The following is a 20,645-nucleotide window of genomic DNA, read 5'->3' on the forward strand; positions in this document are numbered from 1 at the left end:
ATAGTCACAGAAAAAAGATTCCGCTTCGTATATTAACACCTAGGTAGGAAATTAAGTCTATTGACACCTACTGTCTACGGTACACTAATTAAATTCACAACATAAATGATTATATTAAAACTTCTTTATGAAGTCAACTTCCAAAATTTACGCTAATGTAGAAACGTCTACACGTACGCCAGGTCCCATTGTAGAAGCAACTGTTACGTTCTTCATGTAAGTACCTTTTGCAGCAGCTGGCTTAACTTTTTGTAAAGTGTCAGCAATTGTTTTGAAGTTTTCTACTAATTTAGCATCTTCGAAAGATACTTTACCGATTGGAACGTGGATGTTACCAGCTTTATCAACGCGGTATTCAACTTTACCAGCTTTGATTTCGTTAACAGCTTTAGTTACATCGAAAGTAACTGTTCCAGTTTTAGGGTTTGGCATTAAACCTTTAGGTCCTAATACGCGACCAAGTTTACCAACTTCACCCATCATGTCAGGAGTTGCTACTACTACATCGAAATCGAACCAACCTTGTTGGATTTTACCGATGTAATCAGTATCGCCTACGAAGTCAGCTCCAGCAGCTTCAGCTTCTTTAGCTTTTTCACCTTTAGCAAATACTAATACACGTTGTACTTTACCAGTACCGTGTGGAAGAACAACTGCGCCACGGATTTGTTGGTCAGCTTTCTTAGGGTCAACACCTAAACGGAATGCAGCTTCTACAGTTGCATCAAATTTAGCTGTGTTTGTTTTCTTTACTAATTCTACTGCTTCTGTTGCAGAGTAAGCAGCTGCACGATCAACAAGCTTTGCAGCTTCTACGTACTTTTTACCTCTTTTAGCCATTTTTATTTCCTCCTCGAATGTGGTTTTAGCGGAATAACCTCCCACGTTTACGCCTGTTTTCAGGTATAACCTGAGGATGAGCGCCATCCATTTATTTAAAAACGATAATCATTTACGATAATAAAGGTTGCGAATTGGAATTCCAGACCCGCAACCTTTTTTAAAAACAAATCGAATTAGTCTTCGATAACGATGCCCATACTGCGTGCAGTACCTTCAACCATACGCATTGCAGCTTCTACGCTAGCAGCGTTTAGGTCAGGCATTTTAGTTTCAGCGATTTCGCGTACTTTATCACGCTTAACAGTTGCCACTTTATTACGGTTTGGTTCACCAGAACCAGACTCAATACCAGCTACTTTCTTAAGAAGAACAGCAGCAGGAGGAGTTTTAGTAATGAAAGTGAATGAACGGTCCTCAAATACCGTAATTTCAACAGGGATGATAAGACCAGCTTGATCTGCTGTACGAGCGTTAAACTCTTTACAGAAGCCCATGATGTTAACACCTGCTTGTCCTAATGCTGGACCAACTGGTGGAGCTGGGTTAGCTTTACCTGCAGGAATTTGAAGCTTTACCATTTTAATTACCTTTTTAGCCACGAGACACACCTCCTTAAGTCCGTGATGTGGTCAATTGGACAGTGATTTGCCCTCCCACGTCATATTTTATCTGTAAGGATAAAATCTTTCAAAAAACGTCTCCGATAACGAAGACGTACTGACTTAAAAGATATTATCACTTTTTACAATTCATTTCAAGTTTCATTTTATAATTTTTCAATTTGATGGAAGTCAAGTTCAACTGGAGTCTCGCGACCAAACATGTCCACAAGCACGCTAACCTTTTTCTTCTCCACATCAATTTCTTCAATAGCACCTGTATAATCTGCGAATGGCCCCTCATTTACACGTACTGTCTCATGAAGTTCAAAGTCGAAATCAACCACTTCGTTGTCCATTCCCATATGTTTCATAATGGTAACAACTTCCTCTTCTAATAGAGGTGATGGTTTAGATCCAGAACCAGAAGAACCAACGAACCCAGTTACACCCGGCGTGTTACGTACAACATACCAAGAGTCATCAGTCATGATTAATTCTACTAATACATAACCTGGGAACACTTTTCTTTTCATTAATTTTTCTTTTCCGTTTTTCATTTCTACTTCTACTTCTTCCGGGACAACAACACGGAAAATTTTATCTTGCATACCCATTGATTCTACACGTTTCTCTAGGTTTGCTTTTACTTTATTTTCATATCCAGAATAAGTATGGACAACATACCAACTTTTTTCCATTCATTTAGGACGAGCGTCCTTCCCTCCCTGACGTACATTTTTTTGCGCAAATGAAAAAACCCGTTCACCGGGCTTTTACACAGTTCTTATAAATAACATTATATCATGGATAAGTGCTTCTTATTCAAGAATTAACCAAGAATTAACCGAATTAAAGAAGAAATGCCCATATCAACTACTGCGAAGAAAATCGCAAAGAACACAACTGTAGCAACAACAGTCGCTGTTGAGCGGAGTAATTCATCTTTTTTAGGCCAACTTACTTTTTTCATTTCGCGACCTACATCGCCGAAAAAGTTCGTTAAACGCATCTGCGGGACCTCCAGTGTATTATTTCAATTATTTATTTTGTTTCCTTGTGAACTGTATGCTGATTGCATGTTTTACAAAACTTTTTTATTTCAAGTCGCTCTATTGAGCTCGTATCTTTCATAGTAGAGTAGTTTCGATTTTTACACTCTTCACATGAGAGTACAACTTTTTTCCTCATTAGTTACACCAACCTTGTAACATTATGTCCCTAAAAATGTATCATACAATAAAAGACAATGTCAATGACATGCATTTTGTACTCTCTACAAAAGAAAACAGGTGATTTATTTTACACCTGTAGCACTTGTTACTTCTTATGAATTTAAAGTTGTACTTTCTCTCATTTCCATATATCGTTCCAATTTCCTCTTTACTCTTTGTAAAGCGTTATCAATAGATTTCACATGCCTGTTTAACTGTTCTGAAATCTCTTGATAAGAACGACCATCTAAATATAAAGAAAGCACTTTTCTTTCTAAATCGCTTAATAATTCAGATATTTTTGATTCTATGTCTGTATATTCTTCCTGGCTAATGATCATCTCTTCAGGATCAGTCACCTTCGCTTCAGAAATAACATCCAATAACGTTCGATCAGATTCCTCATCGTAAATCGGCTTATCTAAAGACACATACGAATTTAAAGGAATATGTTTTTGTCTTGTTGCCGTTTTAATAGCGGTAATAATTTGTCGAGTGATACATAGTTCAGCAAATGCTTTGAATGAAGACAGCTTGTCCTCTTTATAATCACGAATTGCTTTAAACAACCCTATCATACCTTCTTGAACAATGTCTTCTCGATCGGCACCCACTAAAAAGTAAGATCTTGATTTCGCACGAACAAAGTTCTTATACTTGTGAATTAAATATTCTAGAGCGTCAGTATTACCTTTTCGAACTAACTCAACGATTGCCTCATCCTCTAAATCACGAAATGTAACGTCGCCTATACTTACGAAGCCTGCTTCCACCTTGATCCCTCCGACCGCTATTTATTTAGCAATATTATACAGTAAAAAGATAAAGAGCGTCAATGCTTCAACGCTCTCCTCTTCTTAATTTTTCTAATTTTTCTGTAATATCTTTACTAAATATCTTTCGCATGGCGGGCTGCTGTTCTTTCGTGTCTTTTGTACGCCTTCTTACTTGTTGTTCCATCGCTTGTACTTCCAACTCTAATTCACGCGCAGATTTTCGAAGGGCACCTTGCCCAAATATAACCCATTGTTCTGTATAATCAGAAGTCGCAACATATATTTGTGTATTTATATTTCTAAGCTCTATCGCAAGTTGCTCTATCTTTTCGTCTGCAGTTTGATTCTTTCGTGTGAATATTACTTCTACACGAGATTGTTTCATCTTTTTTTCAATACCATGGACTGTATAGGCATCAAAGACTATCATCACTTTTGTGCCTGTATAACCTTGATAATCCGCCATCTTATCAATAAGCGCATCTCTTGATGATTGTAAATCTACATCCCGCAGTTTCTTCAAATCTCCCCAAGCTCCGATAATGTTGTAACCGTCAACGATTAAAATATCGTTCATTTTTTATTTACCAATTTCGTGACGTTTACGATATACCTCATACATTAACAAACTTGCGGCTACTGAAGCATTTAAGGATGTAACTTTACCAATCATCGGTAAAGTGATTAAGAAATCACACTTTTCACCAATAATACGACTCATACCTTTTCCTTCACTACCAATTACTAATCCAATCGGCATTGTACCATCTAAATTACGGTAATCCGTTTTCCCTTTGGCATCTGTACCAGCAATCCAAAGTCCACGCTCTTTTAATTCATCAATTGTACGAGATAAATTTGTTACGCGCGCAACAGGAATGTATTCAATCGCTCCTGTTGATGCTTTCGCAACTGATGCTGTAAGTCCCACAGCTCTTCTCTTCGGAATAATAATTCCATGAGCTCCTGTTGCATCAGCAGTACGCATAATAGAACCTAGGTTATGCGGATCTTCAATCTCATCTAAAATCAAGAAGAATGGATCTTCATTACGTTTTTCTGCCACTTTGAATAAATCTTCTAACTCTGCATACTGATATGCAGCTACTTGAGCAATTACACCTTGATGATTACCCTCAACTAATTGATCTAACTTTTTCTTTGGTGCATGTTGTAAAATAATCTTATTTTCTTTCGCTAACGCTAGTACAATTTGTACTTGTCCTTTGGCAGCACCTTCTGCGATCCAAATTTTATTAATATCTCTCCCTGATCTTAACGCTTCAATTACAGGGTTACGTCCGATAATATATTCACTAGTCATGATGATGTGCCCCCTTCCTTTTCTTCTAAAACTGCAATTGCCTTATATACAATTTCTTCTAATCTTTCACGATTATTTAATAAATGATGGTAACCAATTAGCGCTTCAAAGGCTGTACTATGTCGATATGTTTGTACATCCGTATTTTTCGGAACTGTACCTGAATTTGCATTACGCCCTCTTCTTAATACCGCCTCTTCTTCCTCTGTCAAAAATGCCGTCTCTAATAAATGATAAACAACTTTCGCCTGTGCTTTTGCTGAAACAAAGCTCGTCCCTAAGCGGTGTAATTGATTAGGTCGAACTTTTCCTTTTTGAAGGAGGTGATAGCGGATATATTGTTCATATACCGCATCACCCATATACGCTAACGCCAAGCTGTTTAATTGCTTTGCATCGATCATCCTTATCCTCTTTTCCATCTTGTACCTTGAGCGGTATCTTCTAAAATAATATTACGTTCTTTTAAATCGTCACGAATTTGATCAGACAATGCAAAATCACGATTTTTACGAGCTTCAATGCGCTTTTGGATAAGCTCTTCAATTTCTTCATCCAGTAATTCTTCTTTTGATAATTCTAATCCTAAAATATCAAATAACGTTTCCAGTTGTTTTACGTATGCTTCAATCACAACTTTAGATGTATGCTCTTCAAGTAAATATTGATTTGCATGATTTGCTACGTTGTATAATTCGGTAATTGCATTTGCAGTGTTAAAGTCATCATTCATTGCCTCTTCAAATGCAGTCTGGAATTTCTCTATTTCAGCTAACCATTTCTCATTATGGTCCGTTAAATCCGTACTACTCTCCATACGATGCTTTAAGTTTCCATAAGCTGTTTTAATTCTTTCCAGTCCATTATTCGTACTTTGTAATAACTCTTCACTAAAGTTAATCGGGTGACGATAGTGTACTGATAACATAAAGAATCTAATTAACTGCGGGTCGTATTGCTTAATAATATCGTGAACTAAAATAAAGTTACCAAGCGATTTAGACATCTTCTCATTGTTAATATTAATATATCCATTATGCATCCAGTAACGTGCAAACGTTTTTCCAGTCAATGCTTCTGACTGCGCAATTTCATTTTCATGATGTGGGAATGCCAAGTCTTGACCACCAGCATGAATGTCAATTGTATCCCCTAAGTACTTACGCGCCATTGCTGAGCATTCAATATGCCACCCTGGACGTCCTTGCCCCCAAGGGCTTTCCCAGAAGATTTCTCCTTCTTTCGCAGCTTTCCATAAAGCAAAATCAAGAGGGTCTTGTTTCTTTTCCCCTACCTCAATACGAGCACCGTGACGTAAATCTGCGATTGGTTGATGTGATAATTTACCGTAACCTTCGAATTCCTTCGTCTTAAAGTACACATCACCCTCTGATTCATATGCATACCCTTTATTCACAAGTTCTTGAATAAATTCAATAATGATATCCATATTTTCTGTTACACGAGGATGAACTGTTGCGTGTTTGCAACCTAGTGCTGTTACATCTTCAAAGTACGCTTCAACAAAGCGATCAGCAATTGTCGGTACATCTTCACCTAATTCATTTGCCGCTTTAATTAATTTATCATCTACATCCGTAAAGTTAGATACATATTGCACATCGTATCCTTTGTATTCTAAATAACGACGCACTGTATCGAATACCATAGGAGGCCTTGCATTCCCAATATGAATGTAGTTATAAACTGTAGGTCCGCATACATACATCTTTACCTTATTTTCTTCTAATGGAACAAACTCTTCTTTTTGACGTGTTAACGTATTATAAATGTGAATAGTCATTTTTATCCTTCCTTTCTACCTTTAATTCCAATTGTTTCTTCAATTTATCAAGTTCTACTTCCATAGCCTTTAATTTATCAAAAATCGGATCCGGAAGGTCAGAGTGATTTAATTCTTGACCAATCTTTACTCCATTTTGAATAACGACACGGCCAGGTATACCTACAACTGTAGAATGTGCAGGAACTTCTTTTAATACGACAGACCCTGCTCCGATTTTAGAATTCTCTCCCACAGTAATAGAACCAAGAACTTTAGCACCCGTCGCAATTAATACATTATCCTGAATTGTTGGATGCCTCTTTCCTTTTTCTTTTCCTGTACCACCTAATGTAACCCCTTGATAAATCGTTACATTATCACCAATTTCACAAGTTTCTCCGATTACAACTCCCATTCCATGATCTATAAAAAAACGTCGACCAATAGTTGCTCCTGGATGGATCTCAATGCCAGTAAAAAAGCGGCTTACTTGTGAAACAAAACGTGCAAGAAAGAAAAAATTTCTTTTATAAAAAGCATGTGCAATTCGATGGGCCCAAACTGCATGTAATCCAGAGTAAGTTAAAATGACTTCGAAATAACCTCTTGCCGCTGGATCCTGTTCAAAAACGACTTCAATATCTTCCCGAAGCCTCTTAAACATCGGTGTTCCCTCCCCTTTATGGGCTGCTTTTTTGTCGAGCGAACTAACTCCCCTAACTCATCACTTCTCCCCTAATTCTTTATATAAGGAGATAAATTCTATATTCATACCTATTTACACGGTATAAAAAAAAGGCGTCTCTGTCATATTGACAGAGACGCCTTTTAAGCGCGGTTCCACTCTGTTTAGGCTTAAAAAAGCCTCAAACTCATCCATGATAACGGTGTACACCGCTTCTGCTTACTTTGCGGCCTAAGACATCCCACGAAGCAATTCGCTGTTCAGCAGAAGACTCGAAGGGGCATTTCAAAAATCCGCTTATAAACCACTCCCAGCCTAAAGGTGGTTCTCTCTGTAAAAAGCCTGATTTTCTACTTCTCCTTCTCGTCGCTTTTCCTTATTAGGTTTTAGGTATACTTATTATATTTCTAAACCTAGAAAATGTTAACCAATTACTTTTTGAAGACGATTTAAAACTTTTTCTTTTCCAAGAAGTGCAATAGCATTCGGAAGCTCTGGACCATGCGTTTGTCCTGTAGTTGCAACACGGATTGGCATAAATAAATTTTTACCTTTATGTCCTGTTTCCTTTTGAACTGCTTTAATCGCTGCCTTAATTGCTGCTGGCTCCATTGCTTCTAGAGCTTCTATTTGACCAGCAAATGCACGAAGTACTTCAGGTACTTGTTCACCATTTAATACTTCTTGTCCTTCTTCTTCATAATCAACATGATCTTTAAAGAACATTTCAGAAAGCTCTACAATTTCAGCTCCAAAACTCATTTGTTCATGGTATAAAGCAATTACATCACGAATCCAAGCTTGGTCTTGTTCGCTTAAAGTTTCTCCCACACGTCCAGCTTTCACTAAATGCGGTAAGCTTAACTCTACAACCGTATCTAAATCTTGCTTTTTCATATACTGGTTGTTCATCCATTTTAGTTTTTGAGAATCAAATAATGCAGGTGATTTTGATAAACGAGCTGCATCGAACATTTTGATAAACTCATCTTTAGAGAAGATTTCTTCTTCTCCTACCGGAGACCAACCTAGTAGTGCAATAAAGTTAAAGATTGCTTCTGGAAGATACCCAAGCTCTTTATATTGCTCAATAAATTGAATAATAGATTCATCACGCTTACTTAACTTTTTACGACTTTCATTAACAATTAGAGTCATATGACCGAATTGTGGAATATCCCAGCCGAAAGCTTCATAAATCATCATTTGTTTCGGTGTATTTGAAATATGATCATCACCACGAAGTACATGTGTAATTTCCATTAGATGATCATCTACTGCTACTGCAAAGTTATAAGTTGGAATTCCATCCTTTTTCACAATAACAAAATCACCGAAATCATTTGAATGGAACGCAACTTCATCTTTTACAATATCTTTGAATGTGTAGTCACGATCAGCTGGTACACGGAAACGAATACTTGGAATACGTCCCTCAGCTTCAAATTCTTTCACTTGTTCTTCAGTTAATTCACGGTGGTTACCTGCGTAACGAGGTGTTTCACCGCGAGCGATTTGTCCTTCACGCTCTGCTTCTAGCTCTTCTTCTGTCATATAACATTTATAAGCTAGACCACGCTCTAATAAATCTTCATATAATTTTTTATAAATATCTAAACGCTCTGTTTGGCGATATGGTCCAAATTCACCACCAACATCAACACCTTCATCCCAGTCCATACCGAGCCATTTCAAGTATTTTAATTGGCTTTCTTCTCCACCAGCCACGTTACGTTTTACATCAGTATCTTCAATACGAATAATAAATTTGCCATCTAAATGACGAGCAAATAAATAATTAAATAATGCCGTACGCGCATTTCCGATATGTAAGTGTCCTGTTGGACTTGGCGCGTAGCGCACTCTCACTTGCTTTTCCATAATTGGTACACCTTCCATTCTTAATGTCAACACATTCTATAATTGTACACCAAAAAAATGTGATTATCCATCTTACGAATTAAAAACCATTATTTTTTCTGTAATAAAACAACCGCTTGAGAAGCAATCCCTTCTTCTCTACCTGTAAATCCTAATTTTTCTGTTGTTGTTGCCTTTACATTAATGTTATCGATAGACGTTTCTAACAGTTCACTAATGCGCTTACGCATACTCTCAATATGTGGTGCCATTTTTGGTTTTTGAGCAATAATTGTACAATCTAAATTTCCTAACTCGTAACCTTGTTCACGCACAAATTCCCAAACTTTTTGTAACAATACAGCTGAATCTGCATCTTTAAAAGCTGGGTCTGTATCAGGGAAATGCTTTCCGATATCTCCTGCTGCAATCGCACCTAAACATGCATCAGCAATCGTATGTAACAATACATCTGCATCTGAATGGCCGATTAATCCTTTCTCGTGTGGAATTGTAATTCCACCGATAATCAACGGGCGCCCTTCCGCAAATTCATGTACATCAAAACCTTGTCCAATTCGAAACATCCTTACTTCCTCCTTAAGCTAAACTACTGAGCTTTATGACTCTATATTATATCGCTATCCTTATAAAGAAAAGCCCGGCTGTTGCCGAGCTTTTCTTTATTAACACGTCATCAATGTTATTTCTTCTGAACACGTAGGAAACTTTCAGCAATTAATAGATCTTCCGGAGTCGTCACTTTAATATTATAGTAACTCCCCTCTACTACACCTACTTGCTTCCCAACACGTTCTACGAGACTTGCATCATCTGTGCCAAGAAAACAACTTTGCTTTGCGCTTCTATGAGCTTCTAGCAAAAGAGAAACAGAGAATCCTTGTGGTGTTTGTACAGCGTTAAGTTGAGATCGCTCTACCGTTTCTACAACAACACCCTTCTCTACTTTCTTAACAGTATCTTTTACTGGCACTGCACAAATGGAAGCTCCATATTTTTCTGCTGCAGTTAATACATCGCGAATCACTTTATTCGTTACGAACGGGCGCGCCCCGTCATGCACAAGAACATATTCGACACCACTCGCATACTGAAGTGCGTTATAGACGCTATCTTGTCTTTCGGCTCCACCCTGAATGAATTGTACGTGCTTTTCAATCTGGTACTTCTGCATTAACTCTTCAAAATACGGGCGTTCTTCTTCGTTAATTGCCATAATAATACTCTTGCACGCTTTATCTTTTTCAAAAGCACGCAATGTGTGCACAATAATTGGTACTTCATCTATAAGTAAAAATAACTTATTTTTACCAGCACCCATTCGTTTTCCTTGGCCCGCTGCCGGAATAATTAATGTATACATATTGATAATCCTCTACTTATAATGCTTTTTCTAGCAATTTACGTTTTGCGAAAATCATACGACCAGCCGATGTTTGTAATACGCTAGTAACAAGTACGTCAAGTTGTGAACCCACATACTCTCTACCATCTTCTACTACAATCATCGTACCATCATCTAAGTATGCAACACCTTGATTTTGTTCTTTACCATCTTTCACAACATAAACACTTAATTCTTCACCAGGGAGTACGACTGGTTTAATCGCATTAGCTAAATCATTAATGTTTAACACCGTAACCCCTTGTAATTCAGAAACTTTGTTTAAATTGAAATCGTTTGTTACTACAGTTCCACCAGTGATTTTTGCCAACTTTACAAGCTTGCTATCTACTTCTTGGATATCATCGAAATCGCCTTCATAAATTTCTACCGGAATTGGCATCTCCTTTTGAATACGATTTAAAATGTCTAGCCCTCTGCGGCCACGATTACGCTTTAAAGCATCTGAAGAATCGGCAATATGCTGAAGCTCTTCTAATACGAATTGCGGAATGACAATTGTTCCTTCTAAAAACTTTGTTTGGCAAATATCTGCAATACGTCCGTCAATAATTACACTCGTATCGAGAATTTTCCAATGAGTCGTAGATTTTTCTGCTTCGACCTCTACCTCTTCATTCTCACTATTGTTTTTCTTCTTACCTCCGCGTTGGGGTAATGTAAATAATCCTAGCAATTCATTCCTCTTTTTAAATCCTACTTGGAATCCTAAATATCCAAGTAAAAGGGTGAAGAACACTTGCAACACCGTACTAATAACTGGAATTGTAAATTCACGAATTGGTATCAAAATTAAATATGCAACAATAAGACCAGAGATTAATCCTAATGTACCAAATAAAACATCTGCTACAGGCGCCTTTACAAGAGCCTCTTCAATATGCTTAATAAGTTGAACAATATAATCTACAAGCCAAAATGTTGTTAAAAATAAAATAATTGCACCAATAATTGCACGAACATACGATCCTTCCAACAAAGGAACCGCACCGATATCTAATACATTAATAATTTTGGGGATTAAGTAAATCCCTAACGCTCCCCCGATCACTAAAAAGAAGAGCTGTACAATCCGTTTTAACATCCAACCACCTCCTACTCATTATTAACCATTGTTTCGCTAATCAAAACGCCGAATGCAAAAGCGGACGTGTTTTTTTTGTAAATAGTTTTATTTACCAATATATCATATCATATACCAAAAATGTTCTAGTGTCGTTATATTATAGAATCAATGTAATATTCTTAATTGTGTCTACTCATATAGAGATGCTCTTGAATTCTTTTTAGACCTTCTCGTATTTTCTTCGCTCTCACTTCTCCAATTCCTTCCACATCATCCAATTCATTAATAGTTGCTCGGCAAACACCTTGCAATGTTTTAAATCGATTAATTAAATTCTCGATAATAAGTGGTGGAACACGAGAAATCTTGCTTGTGATTCGGTACCCTCTAGGTGTCACACTTTCTTCTAAACTTGTTTGTCCTGGATAGCCAAGCAATTTAACTAAATCACTATCCTCTAAAAGTTGTGTATTTGCAAGATCTTGTAACTTTTTCAAGATTTGATGATGGTCTTGTGTTTTCTCCTGGTGATAATCTTTAATTAACAATGCTGCCTCTGCCTCTAAATCAGCTAGTAATTCTGTAAGCTGTAAACGAATTAACCTACCTTCTGTTCCTAACTCATGAATATAGCTCAATATTTCATTTTTAATACGCAGCACCATTTCAACACTATGTAAAACGTGAACCACCTCGGACATTGTAACGACCTCTTCAAATTCTAGAATACCCAAATTCGTAATGCCGTCATTCCATACAGCCTTATATTTTTCTAGCGTTTGAATTGCTTGATTTGCCTTCGTTAAAATGACACCTATATCTTTTAATGTATAACGTAAGTTCCCTTGATATAGCGTAATTACATTACGTCTTTGTGAAATGGCCACAACAAGGCTACCCGTCTGCTTTGCTACACGCTCTGCTGTTCGGTGACGCATACCTGTTTCAATAGAATCAATAGATGAATCTGGAACTAACTGTGCGTTTGCAATTAAAATTTTACTTCCAGTTTCATTTAAAATAAGTGCTCCATCCATTTTTGCTAATTCATATAAACTAGCAGGAGAGAATGCGCAATTAATATGAAAACCACCATCAACAATGCTTTTAATCTGCTCATTATACCCAAGAACAATTAGTCCCCCTGTTTGTGCGCGAAGTACATTATCTATCCCTTCGCGCAGTGGTGTTCCTGGGGCCACAAGCTGTAAAATATTAATCATACTTTTGACACGTTGCTTATTTTCTTCCATAGCCTAGCCTCCTAATGTCAAACGAAGCGCTTCTCCTAAATTAGAAACACCTACAACCTCAATCCCCTCTGGAATTGTCCATCCCCCTAAATTTTTTCTAGGAATGATAGCACGTTGAAATCCTAATTTAGCTGCTTCTTGTACACGTTGTTCAATTCTTGATACTCTTCTTATTTCTCCAGTTAATCCAACTTCTCCTATTACCGCATCAGTTGGTGCCGTAGATTTATCTCTAAAACTTGAAGCTATACTTAAGGCGACAGCTAAATCAATTGCCGGTTCGTCTAATTTCAAACCACCAGCTACTTTTAAATACGCATCTTGATTTTGTAATAGTAAACCTGTTCTTTTCTCTAGTACCGCCATAATAAGCGAGACACGATTATGATCAATTCCTGTCGCCATTCTTCGAGGATTTCCAAAACTAGTAGGGGAAATTAATGCCTGTATTTCTACTAAAACTGGTCTTGTTCCTTCCATTGAGGCAACTACTGTTGAACCTGCAACTCCAACTGGTCTTTCCTCAAGGAAAATTTCAGAAGGATTTAAGACTTCTGCAAGGCCAAGTTCTTTCATTTCAAAGATACCCATTTCATTCGTAGAACCAAAACGATTCTTTACAGCTCGTAAAATACGATATGTATGGTGTCGATCTCCTTCAAAGTAAAGAACTGCATCGACCATATGTTCTAACATACGCGGTCCCGCAATTGCACCTTCTTTTGTCACATGTCCTACGATAAAAATTGGGATTCCCTTTGTTTTTGCAAGTTTCATTAATTCTGCTGTACATTCACGTACTTGCGCCACACTACCAGGAGCTGATGTCACCTCAGGTAAATGTATCGTTTGAATAGAATCAATAACAACAAAAGCAGGATTCATCTCTTCAATATGTGCTGCAATACGCTGTAAATCTGTCTCTGATACAACAAATAAATTACTACCATTTACATGTAAACGATCTGCACGAAGTTTAATCTGCTTTGCTGACTCCTCACCCGATATATACAATACATCATATGAAGCATCTGCTAATTGCGAGGAAATCTGTAATAATAACGTTGATTTTCCAATCCCAGGGTCCCCACCAATAAGTACTAAAGATCCATCTACAATTCCGCCACCTAGTACACGGTTAAACTCTTGAAATTTTGTTTCAATACGTGCCTCAGACTTTGTTTCTACTTCTGTAAGACGTCTTGGTTTTGTTACCTCTGTTTGAATTGCATTTGCATAATTTAGGCGTCTGGATGATACAACGGGTTCCATCTCTTCAACAAGCGAATTCCATTGACTACAACCTGGACATTTACCCATATATTTTGGTGATTGATAACCACACTCTTGACATGTGAATTTTGTTTTCTTTTTAGCCATATCTTTTTATATTTCACTTCGCTTTCATCTATAAACATTTGACCTTCTCGTACAAGAAAGAGGGCTATCTCGTAGCCCTCTTAGTTTGTCTATACTTATTTTACCTTTTCAGCACTATGAATGACAAATGTTTCCCCTTCTACATCAAAGATAACTTTTTGCCCTTTCTCAATAGCACCTTTTAAAAGTTCTTCCGATAGTCTATCTTCTACATGCTTCTGAATTGCTCTACGTAGTGGACGAGCACCATATTCACGATCAAACCCTTTATCAGCAATAGCTGCAATCGCTCCTTCTGTTAAGTGCAATTCAATTTCTTGTTCTTTTAAGCGATTCACTAACTGATTTACCATAAGAGTCACAATTTCTTGAATATGTTTTTTCTCAAGCATATGGAATACGATAATTTCATCAATACGGTTTAAGAATTCTGGACGAAATGCCTTTTTCAGCTCATCCATTACTTTACCTTTCATATCCGAATAATCACGGCTTTCATCTTGTACGTTAAATCCAAGATGTTTGTTACGTTTTAGCGCCTCAGCACCAACGTTAGACGTCATAATAACAATCGTATTACGGAAATCAACTGTACGTCCTTTAGAATCAGTTAAACGACCATCTTCCAATACCTGTAGTAGAATATTAAATACATCAGGATGTGCCTTCTCTACTTCATCTAATAGGACAACTGAATAAGGCTTACGACGAACCTTCTCTGTTAATTGTCCGCCTTCTTCATACCCAACATATCCTGGAGGAGAACCAACTAAGCGAGAAGTTGAATGTTTCTCCATATACTCAGACATATCAATGCGAATCATTGCATCCTCATCACCGAACATAGATTCTGCCAATGCTCTTGCTAATTCTGTTTTACCTACACCTGTTGGCCCTAAGAAAATAAATGAACCAATTGGACGTTTCGGATCTTTCAATCCTGCTCTTGCACGACGAACAGCTTTCGCTACAGCCACTACAGCTTCATCCTGACCGATGACACGATCATGAAGAATGGATTCTAAGTTTAATAATTTATCAGTCTCTGTTTGTGCAAGTTTAGAAACAGGGATACGTGTCCATGTAGAAACGACATTTGCAATATCTTCTACCGTAACCTCTGAATTTTCTTTTCCTTGTTGTTCTTTCCACTGACGCTTTGTATCTTCCAATTTCTCACGTAAGCGTTGTTCCATATCACGTAAGGAAGCAGCCTTTTCAAACTCTTGACTTTGTACAGCCGCATCTTTTTCTTTTCGAATTTCCTCAAGCTTCACTTCAAGCTCTTTTAAGTTTGGTGGTGTTGTATAAGAACGCAAGCGAACCTTTGAAGCAGCTTCATCAATTAAATCAATTGCTTTATCTGGTAAGAAACGATCCGTAATATAACGATCTGAAAGTTTTACAGCTGCATCAATTGCATCATCTGTAATAGACACACGGTGATGCGCCTCATAACGATCGCGTAACCCTTTCAAGATTTGAGTTGATTCTTCTAGACTCGGCTCATCAACATGAATTGGCTGGAAACGTCTCTCTAAAGCTGCATCCTTTTCAATATATTTACGATACTCATCTAAAGTTGTCGCACCAATACATTGTAATTCTCCGCGTGCTAAAGATGGTTTTAAAATATTCGATGCATCGATTGCACCTTCTGCTCCACCTGCACCGATTAATGTATGAAGTTCATCAATAAATAGAATAATATTCCCTGCTTGACGTATTTCATCCATTACTTTCTTTAAACGATCTTCAAACTCACCACGATATTTCGTCCCAGCTACCACTGTTCCCATATCTAGTGTCATAACACGCTTATCTCTTAACGTTTCAGGAACTTCATTATTTACGATTTGCTGTGCTAACCCTTCAGCAATTGCTGTTTTACCTACACCAGGCTCTCCAATTAACACTGGATTGTTTTTTGTTCTACGGCTTAACACTTCAATTACACGTTGAATTTCTTTACTACGTCCAATAACAGGATCCAAACGATTCTCACGTGCAACAACTGTTAAGTCGCGCGCTAAACTGTCTAGTGTCGGTGTATTTGCATTTGTCGATGAACCACCTTGGTGACCTGAACTTGCTTCGTTACTTCCAAGAAGTTGTAACACTTGTTGTCTTGCTTTGTTGAGGCTTACACCTAAATTATTTAATACACGTGCCGCTACACCTTCACCTTCACGGATTAAGCCAAGTAAAATATGTTCTGTTCCAACGTAAGAATGTCCTAGCTTACGCGCTTCATCCATAGACAATTCAATAACTTTTTTAGCACGAGGTGTATAATGTACAGTTTGAGAAGCTTCTGTTCCACGTCCAATTAACGCTTCTACCTCTTTTTGCACTTTCTCCGGGCTCAATCCAAGAGCAATTAACGCTTTTGCTGCAATTCCTTCACCTTCGCGTACAAGCCCAAGTAAAATATGTTCTGTTCCAATGTTATTATGCCCAATGCGAATTGCTTCCTCTTGAGATAAAGCTAATACTTTCTGTGCTCTTTCTGTAAATCTTCCAAACATCATAGAAATCGCCTCCTACTTGCGCTTAGTTTTTTTCAATACGTAATCGCTCACGGATTAAGGTTGCTCTTCGATAATCTCTTTCTTCTGGTCCTAAAGGTCCTCCTGCATATTGTTGTAAAATACCAGGTTGCGTAAGAACCATTAGCTCAGTCAAAATATTTCTCGATATACCTTTTATATATCCTAGATCAATACCGAGTCGTACATCCGATAAGCAAGTTGCCGCTTCTGCAGATTGAATTAAACGACTGTTTGCTAGTATACCGTAAGAACGATAAACCTTATCTTCAAGCTCAATGCTCGAATTTTGTACAATTAATTCTCTGGCCAATTTTTCTTGTTGTATAATTTGCTGCATGACACTCTTTAAATCTGCAATAATATCTTCTTCGGATTTCCCTAACGTCATTTGATTTGATACTTGAAATATATTACCTAACGCTTCGCTACCTTCACCGTATATTCCTCTTACTACTAAACCTAATTTTTGAATTACTTGTATAATACGGCTAATTCTTTTTGTTAAAACCAGCCCTGGTAAATGAATCATTACAGAAGCTCTTAATCCTGTACCAACGTTAGTAGGACAACTCGTAATATATCCAAGTGATTCATCAAAAGCATATTCAACCTCTTTCTCAATCCAATTATCTATTTGATTGGCGCTTTGAAGCGCCTTTGATAACTGTAGTCCTGGAAATAGGCACTGAATCCTAATGTGGTCTTCCTCATTAAGCATCACACTAATGTGTTCGCTTTCTGATAACAGACATGCTCCATATTCGGTCCCTGCTAGATTTGGACTAATTAAATGCTTTTCGACTAAAACTCTCCTTTGAAGAGGAGTTAGTTCATTCATTTTTAATAGCCCAAACTTCCCAAAGGGCTCTACCGCTTTATTTATAAATTTCTTTTTAAATAATTCTTGAACCTTTTGAGCTTCCTCTTCGTTTTGCATAGTAGAAAATTGATATTGCTTAAAATTACGAGCCAAACGAATTCGACTACTTAAAACAATATCAGAATCAGGGCCATCCCCCTTCATCCATGGACTAATCGCTTCATTCATAATTTTGTCCAGTGACATAGAACTACTCCCCCTCTCTATGCTCACTAAGCTGAGTTTCAAGCCCTCGAATTTCATCTCTTACCTCAGCAGCTTTCTCAAACTCCTCATTCTGTACATATTGTTTCAGAATAAGTTTTAGTTCATCTAATTCTTTCTTTAAGTGGATATTTCCTTCCATTCGTTCCGGAATTTTTCCACAATGTTCTGTATGTCCACCATGAAGTCGCTTTAACAATGGGTTTAAGTGTCCTTTAAATGTATCGTAACAAGAAGCACAACCAAAGCGTCCCACTTTTGTAAAATGTTCATATGTCATCTTACAATCTGGACATCTTACTGTATTTGTATTTGAAAACCCGTTTTTTCCTTCTCCAAACATTGTTGATTCACCGTGTAATAAACCAGCAAATACATCATGAAATGAAAAGTTAGACTGTGATGATTGAAAGAAAGACGTATAGCCACTTTGCTCCGCACATTGCTCACAAAGATGAACTTCCGCCTTCTTCTCGTTGATTACTTTTGTATAATGTAAAGTTGCTGGTCTTATATTACAGTTTTGACAAGTCATCAATATCCCCACCTTTACAACAGGAACGATCTACCTCATGATACTTTTCATACATTACTAGATTGTCCTCTTTCCTTAATCCACTCAGATAAAAGTACATGCTCTTTTTCAAAACTTCTACAATATTTAACTGCCCTATCTTAATTATCATTCTTTTACAAAAGCTGTATTTATTTATATTTCAGTGTTCTTAACATTGCGCATAATATTCGAGCCCTAAGTTCATCTCGAGAAGGAATATCCATTGATAATACAGAACGATCTAGTACACTTAACATTAATTTTGCTTCACGGCCTGTTATGATTCCCTCTTCTAATAAACGTATAATCATACTCTCTGCATTCCCTTGTGCAACGCTATGATCAATCATATGAAGCATTTGATCAATAATGTCTATATCATCATGCAGTTTGACTTTTATAATGCGAATGTAACCTCCTCCACCACGTTTACTTTCTACTACAAATCCTCTTTCTAATGTAAAACGGGTATTGATTACATAATTGATTTGAGATGGTACGCACTCGAATCGATCCGCAATCTCATTTCTTTTGATTTCAATCACATTATTATTACTTAAGTCAATAACTTGCTTTAGATATTGCTCAATGATATCAGATATATTTCTCATTTATCCGCCACCTTTATTGACTTTGACTATCTTTGACTTTAATTATATACGTATTAATAAAATTTGCAACTCTTTTGCTTATTCACTATCCTAGCCACATTCCCCTGCATTTAATCAAAATAGTAATTATTTAAGCATATTTTTTTAATTACTATGGATTATAAAAGAAAACACGAAAAAACACGAGTCATTTGACTCGTGTTTAGTTGCTTGGCGACGTCCTACTCTCACAGGGACAAGGTCCCAACTACCATCGGCGCTAGAGAGCTTAACTTCCGTGTTCGGTATGGGAACGGGTGTGACCTCTCTGCCATCATCACCAAACTATGAAGGCATATTCCTTCAAAACTAGATAACATTTGCTACATATTATATGGTTAAGTCCTCGATCTATTAGTATTCGTCAGCTCCACATGTCACCATGCTTCCACCTCGAACCTATCAACCTGATCATCTTTCAGGGATCTTACTAGCTTACGCTATGGGAAATCTCATCTTGAGGGGGGCTTCATGCTTAGATGCTTTCAGCACTTATCCCTTCCGCACATAGCTACCCAGCTATGCCCTTGGCAGAACAACTGGTACACCAGCGGTGCGTCCATCCCGGTCCTCTCGTACTAAGGACAGCTCCTCTCAAATTTCCTACGCCCACGACGGATAGGGACCGAACTGTCTCACGACGTTCTGAACCCAGCTCGCGTACCGCTTTAATGGGCGAACAGCCCAACCCTTGGGACCGACTACAGCCCCAGGATGCGATGAGCCGACATCGAGGTGCCAAACCTCCCCGTCGATGTGGACTCTTGGGGGAGATAAGCCTGTTATCCCCGGGGTAGCTTTTATCCGTTGAGCGATGGCCCTTCCATGCGGAACCACCGGATCACTAAGCCCGACTTTCGTCCCTGCTCGACTTGTAGGTCTCGCAGTCAAGCTCCCTTATGCCTTTGCACTCTACGAATGATTTCCAACCATTCTGAGGGAACCTTTGGGCGCCTCCGTTACACTTTAGGAGGCGACCGCCCCAGTCAAACTGCCCACCTGACACTGTCTCCCGGGTCGATAAGACCCGTAGGTTAGAATTTCAATACAGTCAGGGCGGTATCCCACCAGCGCCTCCACCGAAGCTAGCGCTCCGGTTTCAATGGCTCCCGCCTATCCTGTACAAACTGTACCAAAATTCAATATCAGGCTACAGTAAAGCTCCACGGGGTCTTTCCGTCCTGTCGCGGGTAACCTGCATCTTCACAGGTACTATAATTTCACCGAGTCTCTGGTTGAGACAGTGCCCAAATCGTTACACCTTTCGTGCGGGTCGGAACTTACCCGACAAGGAATTTCGCTACCTTAGGACCGTTATAGTTACGGCCGCCGTTTACTGGGGCTTCAGTTCAGAGCTTCGCTTACGCTAACCCCTCTCCTTAACCTTCCAGCACCGGGCAGGTGTCACCCCCTATACTTCGCCTTACGGCTTCGCAGAGAGCTGTGTTTTTGCTAAACAGTCGCTTGGGCCTATTCACTGCGGCTTTCCGTTAAGAAAGCACCCCTTCTCCCGAAGTTACGGGGTCATTTTGCCGAGTTCCTTAACCAGAGTTCTCTCGCACACCTTAGGATTCTCTCCTCGCCTACCTGT

21 protein-coding genes, 2 rRNA genes and 2 other annotated features (2 of these 25 only partly in view) are annotated in these 20,645 nt (G+C 38.2%); all 23 genes read right to left on the reverse strand.

Going from position 1 to position 20,645, the window contains the following annotated elements; genetic code table 11:
• Window positions 1-98 (reverse strand) — a sequence feature (ribosomal protein L10 leader region) (it extends 47 nt beyond the left edge of the window).
• 49 nt (window positions 99-147) lie between these two features.
• Window positions 148-840 carry a 50S ribosomal protein L1 gene (gene rplA, locus M1D66_RS26675; RefSeq protein WP_001987630.1) on the reverse strand — a complete coding sequence of 231 codons (693 nt, stop codon included), beginning with the start codon at window positions 838-840 and terminating at the stop codon, window positions 148-150.
• A gap of 176 nt (window positions 841-1,016) precedes the next feature.
• The gene (gene rplK / locus M1D66_RS26680; RefSeq protein ID WP_001085872.1) at window positions 1,017-1,442 is read right to left on the reverse strand and encodes a 50S ribosomal protein L11; all 426 of its coding nucleotides are present in this window, start codon (window positions 1,440-1,442) and stop codon (window positions 1,017-1,019) included.
• Between the two features lie 167 nt (window positions 1,443-1,609).
• On the reverse strand, window positions 1,610-2,143 hold the full coding sequence (gene nusG, locus M1D66_RS26685) for a transcription termination/antitermination protein NusG (RefSeq protein ID WP_000415794.1): 534 nt from the start codon (window positions 2,141-2,143) through the stop codon (window positions 1,610-1,612).
• A 131-nt stretch (window positions 2,144-2,274) separates the two neighbouring features.
• The gene (gene secE / locus M1D66_RS26690) at window positions 2,275-2,454 is read right to left on the reverse strand and encodes a preprotein translocase subunit SecE (RefSeq protein WP_001241323.1); all 180 of its coding nucleotides are present in this window, start codon (window positions 2,452-2,454) and stop codon (window positions 2,275-2,277) included.
• Window positions 2,455-2,486: 32 nt separating this feature from the next.
• On the reverse strand, window positions 2,487-2,633 hold the full coding sequence (gene rpmG, locus M1D66_RS26695) for a 50S ribosomal protein L33 (RefSeq protein ID WP_014481927.1): 147 nt from the start codon (window positions 2,631-2,633) through the stop codon (window positions 2,487-2,489).
• A 136-nt stretch (window positions 2,634-2,769) separates the two neighbouring features.
• Complete coding sequence (locus M1D66_RS26700; protein WP_000387193.1) at window positions 2,770-3,429, reverse strand: RNA polymerase factor sigma-70; 660 nt, start codon at window positions 3,427-3,429, stop codon at window positions 2,770-2,772.
• A gap of 67 nt (window positions 3,430-3,496) precedes the next feature.
• Entirely contained in the window at window positions 3,497-4,009 is a 513-nt protein-coding gene (locus M1D66_RS26705; protein ID WP_000997886.1) for an NYN domain-containing protein, read from the reverse strand.
• Between the two features lie 3 nt (window positions 4,010-4,012).
• Window positions 4,013-4,756 (reverse strand): 23S rRNA (guanosine(2251)-2'-O)-methyltransferase RlmB, encoded by a 744-nt coding sequence (gene rlmB / locus M1D66_RS26710; RefSeq protein WP_049106450.1) that lies wholly within the window; start codon window positions 4,754-4,756, stop codon window positions 4,013-4,015.
• Window positions 4,753-5,160: a Mini-ribonuclease 3 gene (locus tag M1D66_RS26715; RefSeq protein WP_086384897.1), complete on the reverse strand. Its 408-nt coding sequence runs from the start codon at window positions 5,158-5,160 to the stop codon at window positions 4,753-4,755. The genes rlmB and M1D66_RS26715 overlap by 4 nt, the downstream gene beginning before the upstream one ends.
• Window positions 5,161-5,162: 2 nt before the next feature.
• On the reverse strand, window positions 5,163-6,560 hold the full coding sequence (cysS, locus tag M1D66_RS26720) for a cysteine--tRNA ligase (RefSeq protein WP_000152276.1): 1,398 nt from the start codon (window positions 6,558-6,560) through the stop codon (window positions 5,163-5,165).
• Entirely contained in the window at window positions 6,541-7,206 is a 666-nt protein-coding gene (gene cysE, locus M1D66_RS26725; protein WP_000476497.1) for a serine O-acetyltransferase, read from the reverse strand. Before cysE ends, cysS begins: the two co-directional genes overlap by 20 nt.
• A gap of 150 nt (window positions 7,207-7,356) precedes the next feature.
• Window positions 7,357-7,603: a binding site (T-box leader), on the reverse strand.
• A 47-nt stretch (window positions 7,604-7,650) separates the two neighbouring features.
• On the reverse strand, window positions 7,651-9,108 hold the full coding sequence (gene gltX, locus M1D66_RS26730) for a glutamate--tRNA ligase (protein WP_000415143.1): 1,458 nt from the start codon (window positions 9,106-9,108) through the stop codon (window positions 7,651-7,653).
• Between the two features lie 89 nt (window positions 9,109-9,197).
• Window positions 9,198-9,674: a 2-C-methyl-D-erythritol 2,4-cyclodiphosphate synthase gene (ispF, locus tag M1D66_RS26735; protein ID WP_000488386.1), complete on the reverse strand. Its 477-nt coding sequence runs from the start codon at window positions 9,672-9,674 to the stop codon at window positions 9,198-9,200.
• 116 nt (window positions 9,675-9,790) lie between these two features.
• The gene (ispD, locus tag M1D66_RS26740; protein WP_000288283.1) at window positions 9,791-10,471 is read right to left on the reverse strand and encodes a 2-C-methyl-D-erythritol 4-phosphate cytidylyltransferase; all 681 of its coding nucleotides are present in this window, start codon (window positions 10,469-10,471) and stop codon (window positions 9,791-9,793) included.
• Between the two features lie 16 nt (window positions 10,472-10,487).
• The gene (locus M1D66_RS26745) at window positions 10,488-11,597 is read right to left on the reverse strand and encodes a PIN/TRAM domain-containing protein (protein WP_000919677.1); all 1,110 of its coding nucleotides are present in this window, start codon (window positions 11,595-11,597) and stop codon (window positions 10,488-10,490) included.
• 161 nt (window positions 11,598-11,758) lie between these two features.
• Complete coding sequence (disA, locus tag M1D66_RS26750; RefSeq protein WP_000392163.1) at window positions 11,759-12,832, reverse strand: DNA integrity scanning diadenylate cyclase DisA; 1,074 nt, start codon at window positions 12,830-12,832, stop codon at window positions 11,759-11,761.
• Between the two features lie 3 nt (window positions 12,833-12,835).
• Complete coding sequence (radA, locus tag M1D66_RS26755) at window positions 12,836-14,212, reverse strand: DNA repair protein RadA (RefSeq protein WP_088065366.1); 1,377 nt, start codon at window positions 14,210-14,212, stop codon at window positions 12,836-12,838.
• A 95-nt stretch (window positions 14,213-14,307) separates the two neighbouring features.
• Window positions 14,308-16,743, reverse strand: coding sequence for an ATP-dependent protease ATP-binding subunit ClpC (gene clpC, locus M1D66_RS26760; RefSeq protein ID WP_000971183.1), 2,436 nt, complete (start codon window positions 16,741-16,743; stop codon window positions 14,308-14,310).
• Window positions 16,744-16,765: 22 nt separating this feature from the next.
• Complete coding sequence (gene mcsB, locus M1D66_RS26765; RefSeq protein ID WP_000050842.1) at window positions 16,766-17,830, reverse strand: protein-arginine kinase McsB; 1,065 nt, start codon at window positions 17,828-17,830, stop codon at window positions 16,766-16,768.
• Window positions 17,831-17,834: 4 nt separating this feature from the next.
• Window positions 17,835-18,383 (reverse strand): protein-arginine kinase activator protein McsA, encoded by a 549-nt coding sequence (gene mcsA, locus M1D66_RS26770; RefSeq protein ID WP_000128399.1) that lies wholly within the window; start codon window positions 18,381-18,383, stop codon window positions 17,835-17,837.
• 170 nt (window positions 18,384-18,553) lie between these two features.
• Window positions 18,554-19,015, reverse strand: coding sequence for a transcriptional regulator CtsR (ctsR, locus tag M1D66_RS26775; RefSeq protein ID WP_001244565.1), 462 nt, complete (start codon window positions 19,013-19,015; stop codon window positions 18,554-18,556).
• A gap of 208 nt (window positions 19,016-19,223) precedes the next feature.
• A 5S ribosomal RNA gene (rrf, locus tag M1D66_RS26780) occupies window positions 19,224-19,339 on the reverse strand.
• A 49-nt stretch (window positions 19,340-19,388) separates the two neighbouring features.
• A 23S ribosomal RNA gene (locus M1D66_RS26785) occupies window positions 19,389-20,645 on the reverse strand; it runs 1,665 nt beyond the window's last position.

The sequence above is a fragment of the Bacillus sp. PK6-16 genome (assembly GCF_056530295.1).